The following is a 14,066-nucleotide window of genomic DNA, read 5'->3' on the forward strand; positions in this document are numbered from 1 at the left end:
CAGTGCAACTATCAAATCGTCGGTGCAACACCGCCCAGAGAGGAACCACCGAGATGCCCATCACCGAGCGCATCCACTGCGACCACGACCTCGTCAAGCACCTGGGGAGGTGGACCGAGGCCGGCCGCTTCGCGGTCAGGGCCCGCCATGGGGCCGCTGTCCTCGACCTCCGTTCCCCGGCCTCCCCGATGACATCGCGATTCACATCGACACGGACCGGGCCATGGTCAAGCTGCTCGTCGACGACAGCACCGCCATCGACAGCCGGAGCCTGAGGTGGACCGCCCGCGGCAAGATCAAGGACTCCTGGTCCTCATCCGCCGACGGCAAGGGGACCGGCCGCCGTATCCGGCTGTCCGGCTCTGCGACCAACAGCGAGATCCGCATCCACCGCGGTGGCATCGCGGTCCTGTCGGCGATGTGCTCCCGGGCATACGTCCAGGATCTGCTCCGCGCCCACCGGACCGGCGGCATGCCGACGATCGACGACCCGACCAGGGGGTACCAGTCATGACCCGTACGAGCAGAGCCCGCACAGCGCTTGTCATCGGCGGCGGTGTCGCGGGGCCCGTCGCCGCGATGGCCCTCCGCCAGGCAGGCATCGAGGCCGCCGTCTACGAGGCGTACGACTCCACGGCCGACGGGGCCGGCGGCGGCATGACCATCGCCCCGAACGGCCAGAACGCCCTCGACGCGATCGGCGCGGGCGACCTCGTCCGTGCCGTCGGCACACCGGTCACCGCGATGGGCCTCCGGAGCTGGACGGGCAAGCACCTCGCACAGTTCGCCCCGCCCTCCCGCCTCCCGTCGATGCAGTTCGTCTGGCGCGCCAATCTCTACCGCGCGATCTACGACGAGGCGGAGCGCCGGTCGGTGCCGATCCACCACGGCAAGCGGTTGACCGACGTGACGGACACCGACTCCGGTGTCACCGCGCACTTCGCGGACGGGACGCAGGCCGACGCCGACATCCTGATCGGCGCCGACGGCATCCGCTCCACGGTCCGCCCCCTCATCGACCCCGCCGCGCCACAGCCGAACTACGCCGGGCTGGTCTGCTTCGGAGCCCGGCTGCACCGATCCGGACTTCCCTCCACCAACGGCGTCATGTACCTGTGCTTCGGCAAGCGCGCCTTCTTCGGCTACCAGGTCTTCGACGACGCCTCGGCGGTGTGGTTCGTGAACCTGCCCCACGTCCTCCCGATGACAGGCGCCGAAGCCGCAGCGGTCGGCGCGAACGAGTGGATGCGTACCCTCAAGGCCGCCTTCACCGACGACCGCACCCCCGCCCTCGACATGATCAGCCGGACCGACCCCGACCAACTCCTCATCACCGGCCCGATGGAGAACATGCCGAGAGTCCCGACCTGGACCCGCAGCCGAATGGCCCTGATCGGCGACGCGGCCCACGCCGCCTCGTCCAGCTCCGGGCAGGGTGCCTCCATCGCGGTCGAAAGCGCCGTCGAACTGGCGCGCTGCCTCCGGGACCTGCCCTACGACCAGGCCTTCTCGACGTACGAGCAACTGCGCCGCCCCCGCGTCGAACGCATCATCAAACTCGGCGCCCGCACGAACAGCAACAAGACCGCGGGCCCGGTCGGCCGCGCACTGCGCGACCTCGTGATGCCGGCGGCCATGAAGCTGATCAACCCGGAGAAGACGGCCTGGCAGTTCGACCACCACATCGACTGGAACGCGCAGGCGGCCCCGCGCACCTGAACTCCAGCCCACCGCCCACCGCCCACCGCCTCTGGCGTTACGGCCGTGGGGAGGATCCCGGTGGCCGTGTCGGCGTGGCAGCCGCAGCAGCGAGCGGCTGCCACGACGATCGGGGGAGAGGGCCCGCCCGGTGCGCCCGGTGCGGTTGCCACGAATCCACAGCGGGAGGCCGGGGTGTGCTGGAGTGCCGAGGCCGATCTCGTGGCGGGGACGGTCGTCTCCGGGCTCGGGGTGTGGTGCCTGGCACGGGTGCGGCGGGCGCGGGACGTACCGCTGGCCGCGCTCCCGTTGCTGCTGGGTGTGCACCAGCTGATCGAGGCTGTGGTCTGGTCGGGCGCGGACCACCCCGATACGGTGCGGTGGGCACGGACGGCCTGGGCCGTGGTCGCCCTGCCGCTGCTGCCGGCGTTGGTGTCGGTGGGCGTGTGGTGCAGTGCGGGGCCACCAGCCTTCGGCAGCACCGCCCAGCGGTGGCGCGCGGCGCTCGCGCTGACGGGCGTCACCATCGCGGTGCTCCTCGCGGTGGTGGTGGCGACCAGCCCGGTCACCGCCGAGGTCCACGGCCACGTGCTCAGGTACGGGGTCGGCGCGCCGCAGAGCGCCGGCGTCCTGGTGGCCGGTTACCTCCTCGCCACGGTCGGTGCTTTCCTGCTCGGTGGCGACCGGGTGCTGAGGCTGCTGGGCGTCCTCGTCGGCGTGGGCGCGGCCGTCTGCTACGTGCTGTACCGGTTGGCCTTCGTGTCGACCTGGTGCGCCCTCAGTGCGTGCGCCACGCTCGTACTGCTGCGCTGGGCCGGCCGGCCCCTGCCTTGACCAACGGTGCGCCCCCGGCCCGGGGTACCGGGAGCACGGGCCGGGGTGCTAAAAGTCCCTTGTGGACCATCATCTCGAGCGTTCGACCCTCCGCGTCTTCGTGGCGCTGGCCCCGCCCGACGACGCGAAGGACGAACTGGACCAGGCCTTGCAGCCCGCCTACGCCGCGCACCCGCAGCTGCGGTGGAACCGGATCGAGGACTGGCACATCACCCTGGCCTTCCTCGGTGAACTGCCGTCCACGGCAGTGCCCCTGCTGCGGTCGGCACTGGCTGCTCGGGCGGCGTCCTACCCGGCCCTGCAACTGGGGCTGCGCGGCGGCGGTCACTTCGACGAGCGGCTGCTGTGGAGCGGGATCGACGGGGACCTGGAGGGGCTGCACCTGCTCGCCGCCGACATCCGGGCCCTGGTCAGATCCTGCGGGATCGAGTTCAGGGACCGCCCGCTGCACCCGCATCTGACCCTGGCCCGGTCGAGCCGAAGCGATCTCGTCGGCGTGCCGCAGGCCGCTGCCGGGCTCGGCGGGTTCGTGGGCCGGCTGTGGCGGACCGACCGTCTCCACCTGGTCGGCAGCAACATTGGCCGCGGTCCTGGGCTGATCCGCTACCGCGACATCGAGGCCTGGCGATTCGGAGCCGCCACCCGCGCCGAGGGCTGCAGCTGGCCCACCGAGCCGTAGACGGCGGTGCCGCTGGAGCCCCGCAGACGGGCTCGGCTTCATCCTCTCCTCGGCCGTAGGGGAGGACCGCCGTTCGTCGCTACTTGACATCGCCGAGTACCAGAGACAGTCTGGTACTTGTGACCTCCAGCCATGACCCGCAACTGCTCAAAGGCGTCCTGTCGCTCCTCCTGCTGCACCTGCTGGCCGAACAGGAGTCGTACGGGTACGAGGTGGTCCAGCGCCTGCAGGGCGCCGGATTCACCGACGTCCTGGAGGGCACGGTGTATCCAGCCCTGGCCCGGCTCGAACGTGAGGAGCGGCTGGCCTCCCGGCTGGTCGCCTCCTCCAGCGGCCCGGCGCGCAAGTACTACCGGCTGACCGCCGCCGGGCACGAGGCCCTGGCGGCCGGTGCCGTCGGCTGGGCCCGGCACGTCGCCGGTGTCGACGCCGTCCTGTCCCGCCCCGTGCCCGCCATGCCACCGAAGGGTTCCTGAGATGCCGCACACCGTCACCTGGCTCGACCGGCTGCGCGTCGAACGGCTCGTCTGGTCGCTCGACCAGCGCCTGTACGACCTGCCCACCCGGACCCGCGTCGCCCACCGACGCGAGGTCCGCGCCAACCTGCTGACCGCCGCCGCGGAAGTCGGCGCCGCCGAGGCGGTACGCCGGATCGGCAGTGCCCGGGAACTTGCCGGGCAGTACCTGGACGCCGAACTCGGCGAGGGGCCGCGGCACTCCTGGATCGCCGCCGCACTCTTCCTGTTCACCACACCGCTGGTGCTCAACTTCTTCCTGAGCGAGGCGGCGAACGCCTACCAACAGGCCATCACCGCCGCCCAAGCACACGCCGAGGGCACTTTCACCTGGAGCGGCGTCTCCTGGCTGCAGAGCTCGCTCACCTTCGACTTCCACCAGGGCCAGGCCACCCACATCGGGGGAGCATGGACGCCCCTCGTGTACGTCCTCCTGGTGGCCGGAGCGGTCGCCTGCGGCCGCCTGTGGCGGGCCCTGCCGAGCCGCCGAAACCAACGACCGGCCGGGTCCACGACGGACGGCCTGGCACTCTGACCCCGCCGGCGGCCGACCGCCGCCCTGACGATCTCGGGGCGGCCGGGCCGCCGCCTGGTCGAACCGCCGAGGTGCACTACGCTTCGCGGGCTCGGCGGCGTTCTTGTGCTGCGTGACGGTCCATCTGCTTCTGGGTTGTGCACCCGGTGCCGAGGGGGGCTCAGTGCGAGGGTGAACTCGCGGCGATGAACTGGATTCCCAGGCCGAGCAGGAGGCTCGTCCACGTCAACAGCCAGCGCAGCGCCCGGAGTTGCTTCCGGCGAGGCATCAGCCAGGTGGCGAGGGAGATCAGCGCGGCCGTGCCCACTATGGCGAACACCAGGACTTTGGTTCCGTGGCCCGGCCCCATGCAGCCCCCGGAGCCGTCGTCGCAGCCGGTGTCACCGAACTTGGCAAGTGTGGCGATGGCATTCACGATCATGAAACCGACGCACCACACCGGCAGCAGTGCGGTGCTGATCAGCCCCGGTGCCCACCATCTGTCGTCCTGCTCAGCCGTCGTCTCTGGCTGCATCTGCTGCCCCCTTCTCCTCACCCGGAGGCTATCGAACCCCACGTCCACCGGGCACTCGTGTCCCGAGGTGGTGTTGTCCGGGTCGAGGCGTTCTTGCCCGCCCTTGTTACGGGCTTCGAGGATGACGGCCGCTTTGCTGGGCCAGCAGCGGTAGATGGTCTGTCTGCCGACTCCGGGGGCCGTCTGCCGTGCAGCTGACCCGGACGACACGGATCGGGACCGGTGCACTGGATCTCCCAAAAGGCAGGTCCGCTCCGCCCAGCTGAACTACCGTGACTCCTCATGATCGAATCCGAGATCGAGATCAGCGAAGGTCTGGTCCGCGCCCTGCTGCGGGAACAGCACCCCGACTTGGCCGAGTTGCCGATCCGTGAGGTGGCGGGCGGCTGGGGCAACCAGATGTGGCGGCTCGGGGACGAGTTGACCGTCCGGATGCAGCGAATGGACAACTCTCCCGAGACTCAGCTCAAGGAGCGCCGCTGGCTGCCGGTGCTGGCCCCGCGCCTACCACTTCCGATCCCGACCCCGGTGCGGGACGGCGCACCGTCCGAGCGGTTCCCCAAAATCTGGACCGTCATGACCTGGGTCGAGGGCACACCGCTGGATCACGGCTCCATCACCCGTACCGGCCACGCGGCCGACACCCTGGCGGCCTTCCTCAAGGCACTCCACGTCGAGGCCCCCGCCGACGCACCCAAAGCCTCGGACTTCGGCGCTCACCCCAGGGACTGTACGGAGGGCTTCGAGCACTTCCTGCAGGCCGTGGACCTCGGCCCCGTCCCCGCGAAGGACCTCAGGGCCGTGTGGGACGACGCGGTCGCGGCTCCCGACTGGGCGGGCCCGCGAGTGTGGGTGCACGGTGACCTGCATCCCGCGAACGTCGTCGTCGCGGACGGGACCTTGGCGGGCATTGTCGACTTCGGCGCACTCTTCGCGGGCGACCCGGCATGGGACCTCACGGCCGCCTGGCTGCTGCTCCCCGCGGGTGGCGCCGCGCGGTTCTTCGGCAGCTACGCGCAGGCGGATGAGGCGGCGGTGCGACGGGCCCGTGGGCTGGCCGTGGTGAAGAGCCTGTTCCTGATGTTGATGGGCCAGAACGGGGACCGGGGTCTGCTCGGCGGCAAGCCGGAGTGGGGGGCCGCAGGCCGGTCGGCACTTGACCGCCTCCTGAAGGATCTTTGAGGCGCACACAAGTGCATGGCGACCTCGCGCCCGGCGATGGTGCCGACCCCCCCGGATCTGAACGGCACGCTTACCGAAGACGGGCACGGGTGGTGCAGGTGATCGGAACGATGGCGGCGGACCGGCTGGCGGACTGCTCGCGCAGGGCGGCGTTCTCGGTCAGTTGGCATCGACGTTGACGGCTGTGACTCTCAGCTCGCAGTCGGAGCGTGTGTGTAGAAGGGCACGCAGGCTGTCCGCCTCGGTGTGGCCAGCGTGGAAGCCAGGCGTCCCGGCCGGCGACCGTGGGGAGGGGCTGTGCTGGTAGCGCGACCTCCTGCCAACCAACCCTCGGTGCCGCACTGATCGGTTGCAGCGGCCCACCGCACCGACCGTAGGCGATCCTGGTCGAGCTGCCCGATGGCCACCAGGCCACCACCTCACCCCGCCTCGCCACCTGCCAGGCCCGCCGGATCACCGACCCCACCACCGGACGGCTGCGCCCGGAGACCGCCGGGCCTGGCGACGCCGGTGCACTGGCTCGCGGAGCCGCTCCCCCCTCGCCGAGGTCCAGGTCGGTGCGGGCCGCCACGGCACCGTCCGCTACGTCCGCGCCTGTTGCGACTGGGCACGGGTACTTGGCACCCGACGCGACTCGGCCGGGCACGAAGTCGCCGAGGTCAGCGGGTGCCGCCGCCCGGGGAGGCGACGGCCGTGGCGACGGCTGTGGCGCCACCGCTGGCGGACGACGCGCTGGCGACCGCGTTGCGGGGCTCGGGCTGGACTTGGGTGCGGGTGGCGGGGTCAGCGGGCAGTGCACTGCTTGTGTAGCGGGCGACGGGATTCCCCTGCGTGTCCACAACGACGATCTCGTCAGGAACGGCTGTGCCGTTGTTGAGTGTGATCACCGGGGTGTCGCCGATGTACCGGATCGTCAGAGTTCCGACGGTCGTGGCCTCTTCGGATTTCTGAGCTGCTTCGGAGCGTTCGTCGGCCGACTTCATGCCCGACACGTCGTTCTCGGTCACGGGACCACCATCTCTGCACTTGGCTGACTACGGTCCGCGCAATCGTGCCACAGGGCGGCGCGGCCCATCCGCAGCAGAAGGCCCCGTCGCCCCCGGGCCGTGTTCGCGCGGCTGGGGGACTCCGGCCCTCAGAGGGCGGGGGAGCCGTGCACTGGTCCGGCAGGACCCGGAGGGCGAGGGCCTGGACCCGCGGCCCGCTACAGGCGCCGGGGTCCGGTGCCGTCCTCGGCGAGTGTGTCGCCGGGGTTCAGCAGGGCGCAGGCCTTCATCGAGAGGCAGCCGCAGCCGATGCACCCCGTGAGTTCGGCCTCGAGCCGTTCGATGGTCTGCCGGCGCTCCTCCAGGCGGCGCTTCCAGCCGCGTGAGGCGCGTTGCCACTCGTGGTGGCTCGGCGGCCGGTCCAGCGGTACGTCGGCGAACGCCTCCTGGAGGTCCTGCAGCGGGATGCCGATCCGTTTCGCCACCGAGATCAGGGCGACCCGGCGCAGCATGTGCCGGGGGTAGCGGCGCTGGTTGCGCTCGTCGCGTCCGGACGCGATCAGGCCGAGTTCCTCGTAGAACCGCAGGGCGGACACCGCCACCCCGGTCCGCGCGCTGACCTCGCCGATGCTCAGCCAGTCGTCTGGGGTGGCATTGGCACCTTCGGCATGACGGGTCGTCATGTACCACCTCCTCTTGACCTCAAGTTTACTTGAGGCCCTACGGTCGGCTGCGTCAGAGCAGGAAACAGCACCGAACCGGAGAGGAAGGCAGCCCGATGACGTTTGTGATCGCCCTGCCCTGTGTGGACGTCAAGGACAGAGCTTGCCTGGACGAATGCCCCGTCGACTGCATCTACGAGGGGGAGCGGATGCTCTACGTCCACCCCGACGAGTGCGTCGACTGCGGTGCCTGTGAGCCGGTCTGCCCGGTCGAGGCGATCTACTTCGAGGACGACACCCCGCAGCCGTGGAGGCCGTTCAACACGGCGAACGCCGAGTTCTTCGCCGGCCTCGGCTCCCCCGGCGGCAGCGCGAAGGTCGGCCTGATCAAGAAGGACCACCCGATGGTGGCGGCACTGCCCGCCCAGGACACCGTCTGACCCACCGGGGGCACCGGGCACGCTCCTTCGGACCTTGCCGGATCAGCGCCCACCGTCGGGCGCCCGCACGATCCGCAGTCCGCAGGAGCGGGCCCAGCCGCCGTACACGGCCGGCGCCGCCGCCTGCCGTCCGCCGGGGCCGAGGAGCTGGTACGCCATCGTCTCGGCAGGCGGCACCTAGCGCGTGGTCAGGAGCGGGACGGCCCAGGGCCGGGCCCAGGGCCGGGGCCGGGGTTGCCGAGCACGAATGCGGCAGGCCAGCTCTCGCGCAGGATCCGGGCCAGCAGCGGGTGCTGGGAGTCGAGGACCTCGCTGAGCCGGATCGAGCCGTCCGCCTCGATCCGCTGCCCGCCGAGCAGGACGCGGGCCTGGAGCAGTTCCTCGCCCCACGGCTCGATGGCGTTGCAGAACAGGCCCTCGAAGCGATGGCCGGCCAGGGTGCCGTCGTGCACGCGGCGGGTGTAGTCCTCGATCACCTCGGCGGGCAGGTACACCCAGGCCAGGTGGACGACGGTGCGGCCGTCGTCGAGGTGAATCGGCAGCCGGACCTTGAGGAAGTTGCCGATACCCCGGGCGACCATCACCGCGCCGGTGTCGGAGGTGACCCGTGCCGCCCGCTCGGCCGGGGAGAGTTCGGCGACGAGGTGGGGGAGGGGGTGAGCGAAGCCGGGGTGCGCCGGGTCCAAGGCGTTGCCGCAGTCGCACCCGCACCCGGCGGCCGCGTGGCCGTGGCGTTCCTGGCCGGAGCCGACGGGCAGCACCAGGGTGAAGGACCGGGCGACGGTGAAGACCGTCGGCTCGGGCAGACCGAGCGCGGCCAGCGCGGCGGAGGCGGCCTCGTGCCGCTCGCCGTTGACCTGGACCTCGGCCTCCACGGAGCCGGGGGCGCCGCCGTAGAAGACCCGGACGCCGTTGAACCAGGGCGACTCCAGGTCGGCGGTGAAGGTGTCGGCGATCTCGTGGAGCACGTCCGCCTCCAGCAGCGCCTCCTGGAAGCGGAAATTCTCCTGGTCGGAGAGCCCGTAGGCCAGTACACCCGAGGTGATGGACCGCCACCCCGGCACGCCGTGCTCCTCCTCGGGACCCCACCTCTCGGCGAACCGCTCGCGCCCGTCGAGCAGTTCGAGCATGCAGGCGCCGGCCGAACGAGCCCACAGGCCGGCCGCGCCGCGCGGGTTGCCGATCACCACGACGCAGTCCACGAAGCAGGGCACCTCGGGCTGGATGCTCACGTCCGGGAAGGCGATCAGGTCGTAGTGCCGGTCGTCCCCGTGCCCCGCCGGACCGACAGCGACGGCCCACCCCTGCGGGCTGCGCAGTGAGTTGCCCTTGAGCTCGGCGCCCGCCGTACAGCCGGGGGCGACCTCCTCCAGGGCGTCGCGGACCAGGGCGAGGAAGTCGAGATCGGGCAGTCGGCCCTCGGGGGGGGGGGGGGGGGGCTCGGTGGCGCGCGGACGGCGGCGTATCCAGGACATGCGGGGGATCTTACGGACGCGGTGCCAGCAGGCCACCTGCATTTCCGCGCACCACGGCCGAGCACTACGTCCACAATGCCAGCACCGACCCCACCTCGACTCCGCCCTGAACGCCGTCCGGGTCGCCGACCGCGCCGCCGAAACCGGCTTGTCACCGGGGTACGTCTGCGACCAGGAGTGGACGGTTCGGACGTTCACCCGGCATGCCGATGTCCTGCCGTGGCAGTGGGTGCCCCAGTACGTCGACGAGTGCCGCCTGAAAGCCATACCCGGCGTCTCTGGATCTCTGGACCATACGACGGCCCGTCCAACCCACCAACAACGTAGGACCGGCTGAACGGGACGCGGCGAGCACGGCCTGGCTCAGCCGCAGGCCGCCCCCGGCCCCTCCAGGACGGAACCACCCAGGGCGGAGCCGTCCACGGCCCGGGTGAGCTGCTCCAGGCGCTGGCGCAGCTCGGCGATCTCGGCGAGGTCCAGGCCGGTGGCGGCGCTGACCCGCCCGGGGAGCCGGAGGGCCTGGGCCCGCAGGGCGACGCCCTCCGGGGTGAGCTGGACGGTCACCGAGCGCTCGTCGGCGGCGCTGCGCTCGCGGCGGACCAGCCCGGCCGCCTCCAGGCGCTTGAGCAGCGGGGAGAGCGTGCCGGAGTCCAGCCGGAGGCGTTCGCCGATCCGCTTTACCGGGAGTTCGCCGTCCTCCCAGAGCACCAGCATCACCAGGTACTGGGGGTAGGTCAGCCCCATCTCCTGCAGTGCGTCCCGGTAGAGGGCGTTGAAGGCGCGCGAGGCGGCGTGGAGCGCGAAGCAGATCTGGTTGTCCAGGTGCAGCCACTCCGCGGTCGGCCCGGCGGTCGGCCCGATGGTCGGCCCGATGGTCGGGTCAGTGCTCGGCAGGTCCTCGCTCATGAGCCCAGGGTAACTCAGGCACCATTTAGTTGTGCACAATTGAATTGTGTGCTGTCATGGTGACGTCGAGAACTTCACCGGACAGCAAGGACGGATCTCATGAGCGCGCTGTACACCGCCGTAGCCACCGCCACCAACGGCCGCCAGGGCCGCACCGTGAGCAACGACGGCCAGCTGGACCTGCAGCTGGCGATGCCCCCGGCCCTGGGCGGCAACGGTCAGGGCACCAACCCCGAGCAGCTCTTCGCGGGCGGCTACGCGGCCTGCTTCGCCAGCGCCCTCGGCCTGGTCGGCCGCCAGGCGAAGGTGGACACCTCGGAGGTCGCTGTCACCGCCGAGGTGAGCCTGGCCAAGGACGAGACCAGCTTCGGCCTCTCCGTGATCCTGCGCGTCGAGCTGCCGGACTCCCTGGAGCCCGCCACCGCCCGCGCCCTGGTCGAGCAGGCCCACCAGGTCTGCCCGTACTCCAAGGCGACCCGGGGCAACATCCCGGTCGAGCTCGTCATCGAGTAAGCCCCAGAACGCGCGTGTGCAGCGGGAGGCCCCACCGGCCTCCCGCTGCACACGCGTTTCCTGGTACCCCCGGGCCCGCACCCGGGCCCCGCGCACGAACCGATGGACAGGGAGACCAGCCGGATAGGTCCAGCGTGTACTGACTTCGGCGTTTCGGGGTACCGGATCGGAGTCCGTATTCGCTGCCTGGCGATGAGGCGCTGCAGGGCAACTGAACGGCAGGGATTAGCATCTGACCTCATGTAGGTCGGATGCGGCTGGAGACTCCGGGGGCGGGCTCGATGTCTGGACGTGGAGGTGTGCCACGTGGTTGCGCAGTGGTCGCGTGGGTGGCGCTCGCGGGGGTCGTTGGGGTGGCCGCCTGGACCTACCTGAGCCTGCGGCCCGAGCCGCAACCGGACGTCGCGAAAGCAGCACGATCGGCCCCTGCTCGGGCAGCGGACCGGGCGGTGACCGCCCAGTTGGACCGTCAGCTCGACCAGTTGCGTGCTGCGTTGCCCTGGGCGACCTACTTGGGTATTACGGTGGCGGACGTCTGCAGAACTGGCTGGGTCGACCTTGGCTTCGCGATCACTCGTCAGACGTGGACCCCTGTGACGTGCTCCAGGACCACTACGGTGTACGAGGCCTTCGACGGCGACTTCCTGCAGCGCCTCGGGCAGGTCGATACGGCCCTGGCCATCGCGGGATGGCATACGGAGGAGGCACCGTACTACTTGGGGAAGCAGGGCGGGTTGGTCGGGGCGTTGGCCTACGCACACCAACCGCCCGATGGCGCAGGCCCGTCGCAGGCCGCGATCGCGGCCGCGCGGCCGAATGTGGCCAGTGTGCGGTACGCCGTGCCGATAAGCTCCGATTTCGTACCGCCCGCCAGGTCGACGTCGCCTGGGCGACCGGCTGGAACGGTCCAGGTGGCGCAGGCCCCCTACCTGCCGACCCTCGACGACGGAACGGCCGCGCACGACGTGGCGCTCAAGTACCCGTCGGTCAAGACCTCGTACTATGTCGACTGGCAGCAGTACAACCACGCCCAGCTGGCCACCGCCGCCTACCCCGCACACGGAGCCGTCCTCGCCATCTCGATCGGCGGGAACTACAACACCAACCCGGCTCGGCCGTGACTGGACCGTTCCGGGTTCGGTACAAGGCCACGTAGTTAAGGCTTGTCCTCGCAGGTCAAGTGGCTGGCGTGAGGCAGTTGCTCGGGAGTGCATACCGGCCGCGTGCGGGTCTGTCGAGCAGGCCTCGGCGAGCCCAGGTTGCCAGCTGAACGCTGAAGCTGTTGATGTTGGCGATCTTCAGGGCACGGGCTGTCGGCGTACACATGAACATGGCTCTGGCAAGATTTTCGTAGCCGGAGATCGTTTCGTCTTGGCGGCGGGCAGCCTGTGATGGTGTTCCGTTGAACTTGCGGCGTTGTTGCCGCACTTGGCCGGGGTGTCGGTGGTCTCGGTCGATACTTCTGGTCCCGTCGTGCTGGTCCAGGCCCGTACCCGGTCCCGGAACCCGGTGCCGTGTACGGGATGCGGGGCGGTGAGCGAGTGGGTTCACAGCCGGTACGTGCGACACCTGGCCGACACGACGGTCGGCGGTAGGCCGGTTCGGATCGACTTGGGCGTGCGGCGTCTGTACTGCCAGAACCCGGCCTGCTCGAAGGTGACCTTCGCCGAGCAGGTGCCGGGGCTGACGATGCGCTACCAGCGGCGGACCCCGCTGCTGCAGGAGCTGGTCGAGGCGGTCGGCGTGGTGCTGGCCGGCCGGGGCGGGGCCCGGATGCTGAGCATCCTGGGCATCGCACTCTCGCGGTCCGCCGTGCTCTCCCAGCTGATGCGGGTGCCGCTGCCACCGCTGGTCACGCCTCGGGTGCTGGGGGTGGACGACTTCGCGCTCTACGGCGACACCTACGGCACCCTCCTGGTCGACGCAACGACACGGCTCCCGCTGACGCTCTGGGAGGGCAGGGACGCCGAACAGCTGAGCCGGTGGCTGCGCGAGCATCCCGGTGTCGAGGTCGCCTGCCGGGACGGATCGCTAACCTACCGGCAGGGAATCGCCGCCGGCGCCCCCGACGCGGTCCAGGTCAGCGACCGTTTCCATCTCTGGCAGGGCCTGTCCCGGCGCGTCCAGGACATCGCCGCCGCTCACCGCGGCTGCCTGACCGCCGCGCTGCCCGCGCCTGATTCCGCCGGGCCGGAGCCCACTGGAACGGGGGAGGTCGGTGCTGGGGAGGTGGACGGTCCGGCCGTGCAACACGCGCGGCGGCTGTTCGAAGCCGTGCAGGCACTCGCCGGCACCGGTCGCTCCCACAGCTCCGTGGCCCGTGAGCTCGGTCTGGACCGCCGCACGGTGCGCAAGTACGTCCGGGCCCGTACCTGGCAGGAGATCATTCGGCGGGCTCCCCGGCGCCCGTCCACTCTTGACCCCTACCTTGACTACCTGCAGCAACGCTGGGACGAGGGCGAGCGCAACGCGGTGATCCTTCATCAGGAACTCGTGGGCAAGGGCTACCTGGGCCACTACCAGCGCGTGAAGATGGCCCTCGCACCCCTCAGGCGCGGCCTGCCCCTGGACGAGCCCCGCGAACGACCGCCTTCCCCACGCGAAGCCGCGCGCTGGATCATCACCGGTCCCGACCGGCACGGCCTCCAGACCGCCGAACGTCTGCATCGACTGCTCGAACACTGCCCGGAACTCCGGCTCACCCACGGCCTGGTCCGCGAGTTCGCCGCCATGCTCGACACCCGCGATGCCACACCACTGCCGGACTGGCTCGAGCGACTTGCCAGTAGCGGGCTGGCGCCCCTCACCGGCATCGCCGCAGCCCTACGCGAAGACCAGCACGCCGTTGCCCAAGGCATCACCACCCCACACAACTCCGGGGTCAACGAGGGTCGGATCACCGACGTGAAGCTCCAGAAACGCATGATGGGAGGCCGCGCGGGCGTCCCACTGCTCCGACATCGGGTCGTCCTGCTCGCCCGCCTACGCCGCCGGTACGCGACCCGACCTGCTAATGACCCTGGATGATCTCCAGCTACGAAAATCTCGCCAGAGCCATGAACATCCCCACTCTCGTACGGGTGAAAAGGGACAGTTGTTGATGCGGTGAGCCCTGTTGCTCGGCACC

17 protein-coding genes and 1 pseudogene are annotated in these 14,066 nt (G+C 70.6%); 11 read left to right on the forward strand and 7 right to left on the reverse strand.

Going from position 1 to position 14,066, the window contains the following annotated elements; translation table 11 throughout:
• Positions 1-223 precede the first annotated feature (223 nt).
• From ACR68M_RS34965 to ACR68M_RS34990, 6 genes are all read left to right on the forward strand, one after another.
• Positions 224-514 (forward strand): hypothetical protein, encoded by a 291-nt coding sequence (locus ACR68M_RS34965; protein WP_441248194.1) that lies wholly within the window; start codon positions 224-226, stop codon positions 512-514.
• On the forward strand, positions 511-1,719 hold the full coding sequence (locus ACR68M_RS34970; protein ID WP_441248195.1) for an FAD-dependent oxidoreductase: 1,209 nt from the start codon (positions 511-513) through the stop codon (positions 1,717-1,719). Before ACR68M_RS34965 ends, ACR68M_RS34970 begins: the two co-directional genes overlap by 4 nt.
• Before the next feature lie 174 nt (positions 1,720-1,893).
• On the forward strand, positions 1,894-2,532 hold the full coding sequence (locus ACR68M_RS34975) for a DUF6629 family protein (protein ID WP_441248196.1): 639 nt from the start codon (positions 1,894-1,896) through the stop codon (positions 2,530-2,532).
• Between the two features lie 61 nt (positions 2,533-2,593).
• Positions 2,594-3,211, forward strand: a complete 618-nt coding sequence (gene thpR / locus ACR68M_RS34980) for an RNA 2',3'-cyclic phosphodiesterase (RefSeq protein ID WP_441248197.1) — start codon at positions 2,594-2,596, stop codon at positions 3,209-3,211.
• 119 nt (positions 3,212-3,330) lie between these two features.
• Entirely contained in the window at positions 3,331-3,687 is a 357-nt protein-coding gene (locus tag ACR68M_RS34985) for a PadR family transcriptional regulator (protein ID WP_441248198.1), read from the forward strand.
• 1 nt (position 3,688) lies between these two features.
• On the forward strand, positions 3,689-4,261 hold the full coding sequence (locus ACR68M_RS34990) for a hypothetical protein (RefSeq protein ID WP_441248199.1): 573 nt from the start codon (positions 3,689-3,691) through the stop codon (positions 4,259-4,261).
• 160 nt (positions 4,262-4,421) lie between these two features.
• Here ACR68M_RS34990 and ACR68M_RS34995 read toward each other — a convergent pair whose 3' ends face one another.
• On the reverse strand, positions 4,422-4,775 hold the full coding sequence (locus ACR68M_RS34995; RefSeq protein WP_441251813.1) for a hypothetical protein: 354 nt from the start codon (positions 4,773-4,775) through the stop codon (positions 4,422-4,424).
• Positions 4,776-4,886: 111 nt separating this feature from the next.
• Positions 4,887-4,976 (reverse strand): annotated as a pseudogene (locus ACR68M_RS35000) (TetR family transcriptional regulator); the annotation flags it as partial.
• Positions 4,977-5,057: 81 nt separating this feature from the next.
• On the opposite strand from ACR68M_RS35000, the gene ACR68M_RS35005 reads away from it, so the two are divergent.
• Complete coding sequence (locus ACR68M_RS35005) at positions 5,058-5,957, forward strand: aminoglycoside phosphotransferase family protein (protein ID WP_441248200.1); 900 nt, start codon at positions 5,058-5,060, stop codon at positions 5,955-5,957.
• A 659-nt stretch (positions 5,958-6,616) separates the two neighbouring features.
• Here the strand turns inward: ACR68M_RS35005 and ACR68M_RS35010 are convergent.
• Complete coding sequence (locus tag ACR68M_RS35010; protein WP_441248201.1) at positions 6,617-6,964, reverse strand: hypothetical protein; 348 nt, start codon at positions 6,962-6,964, stop codon at positions 6,617-6,619.
• 197 nt (positions 6,965-7,161) lie between these two features.
• Positions 7,162-7,626 (reverse strand): redox-sensitive transcriptional activator SoxR, encoded by a 465-nt coding sequence (gene soxR, locus ACR68M_RS35015; RefSeq protein WP_441248202.1) that lies wholly within the window; start codon positions 7,624-7,626, stop codon positions 7,162-7,164.
• A 95-nt stretch (positions 7,627-7,721) separates the two neighbouring features.
• On the opposite strand from soxR, the gene fdxA reads away from it, so the two are divergent.
• On the forward strand, positions 7,722-8,045 hold the full coding sequence (fdxA, locus tag ACR68M_RS35020) for a ferredoxin (protein WP_441248203.1): 324 nt from the start codon (positions 7,722-7,724) through the stop codon (positions 8,043-8,045).
• A 42-nt stretch (positions 8,046-8,087) separates the two neighbouring features.
• On the opposite strand, the gene ACR68M_RS35025 is transcribed toward fdxA, so the two are convergent.
• The 3 genes from ACR68M_RS35025 to ACR68M_RS35035 form a co-directional block, all read right to left on the reverse strand.
• Entirely contained in the window at positions 8,088-8,222 is a 135-nt protein-coding gene (locus ACR68M_RS35025; RefSeq protein WP_441248204.1) for a hypothetical protein, read from the reverse strand.
• A gap of 11 nt (positions 8,223-8,233) precedes the next feature.
• Positions 8,234-9,520, reverse strand: a complete 1,287-nt coding sequence (locus ACR68M_RS35030; RefSeq protein WP_441248205.1) for a DUF6348 family protein — start codon at positions 9,518-9,520, stop codon at positions 8,234-8,236.
• A 363-nt stretch (positions 9,521-9,883) separates the two neighbouring features.
• Complete coding sequence (locus tag ACR68M_RS35035) at positions 9,884-10,426, reverse strand: MarR family winged helix-turn-helix transcriptional regulator (RefSeq protein ID WP_441248206.1); 543 nt, start codon at positions 10,424-10,426, stop codon at positions 9,884-9,886.
• Between the two features lie 99 nt (positions 10,427-10,525).
• Here ACR68M_RS35035 and ACR68M_RS35040 point away from each other — a divergent pair, with 99 nt between their 5' ends.
• The 3 genes from ACR68M_RS35040 (at position 10,526) to ACR68M_RS35050 (ending at position 13,966) form a co-directional block, all read left to right on the forward strand.
• Positions 10,526-10,939 (forward strand): organic hydroperoxide resistance protein, encoded by a 414-nt coding sequence (locus ACR68M_RS35040; protein WP_441248207.1) that lies wholly within the window; start codon positions 10,526-10,528, stop codon positions 10,937-10,939.
• 911 nt (positions 10,940-11,850) lie between these two features.
• Positions 11,851-12,060, forward strand: coding sequence for a hypothetical protein (locus ACR68M_RS35045; protein WP_441248208.1), 210 nt, complete (start codon positions 11,851-11,853; stop codon positions 12,058-12,060).
• A 412-nt stretch (positions 12,061-12,472) separates the two neighbouring features.
• A complete protein-coding gene (locus tag ACR68M_RS35050) occupies positions 12,473-13,966 on the forward strand; it encodes an ISL3 family transposase (protein WP_441247770.1) in 1,494 nt (497 codons plus the stop codon).
• Positions 13,967-14,066 lie beyond the last annotated feature (100 nt).

The sequence above is a fragment of the Kitasatospora sp. McL0602 genome (assembly GCF_052076145.1).
Lineage (GTDB): Bacteria > Actinomycetota > Actinomycetes > Streptomycetales > Streptomycetaceae > Kitasatospora.

Bases quoted from the DNA above. Each gene is read 5' to 3' on its own strand.
- ACR68M_RS34965 (WP_441248194.1), top strand. From the start codon at position 224: ATGGTCAAGCTGCTCGTCGACGACAGCACCGCCATCGACAGCCGGAGC.
- ACR68M_RS34970 (WP_441248195.1), top strand. From the start codon at position 511: ATGACCCGTACGAGCAGAGCCCGCACAGCGCTTGTCATCGGCGGCGGT.
- ACR68M_RS34990 (WP_441248199.1), top strand. From the start codon at position 3,689: ATGCCGCACACCGTCACCTGGCTCGACCGGCTGCGCGTCGAACGGCTC.
- ACR68M_RS34995 (WP_441251813.1), bottom strand. From the start codon at position 4,775: ATGCAGCCAGAGACGACGGCTGAGCAGGACGACAGATGGTGGGCACCG.
- ACR68M_RS35005 (WP_441248200.1), top strand. From the start codon at position 5,058: ATGATCGAATCCGAGATCGAGATCAGCGAAGGTCTGGTCCGCGCCCTG.
- soxR (WP_441248202.1), bottom strand. From the start codon at position 7,626: ATGACGACCCGTCATGCCGAAGGTGCCAATGCCACCCCAGACGACTGG.
- fdxA (WP_441248203.1), top strand. From the start codon at position 7,722: ATGACGTTTGTGATCGCCCTGCCCTGTGTGGACGTCAAGGACAGAGCT.
- ACR68M_RS35030 (WP_441248205.1), bottom strand. From the start codon at position 9,520: ATGTCCTGGATACGCCGCCGTCCGCGCGCCACCGAGCCCCCCCCCCCC.
- ACR68M_RS35035 (WP_441248206.1), bottom strand. From the start codon at position 10,426: ATGAGCGAGGACCTGCCGAGCACTGACCCGACCATCGGGCCGACCATC.
- ACR68M_RS35040 (WP_441248207.1), top strand. From the start codon at position 10,526: ATGAGCGCGCTGTACACCGCCGTAGCCACCGCCACCAACGGCCGCCAG.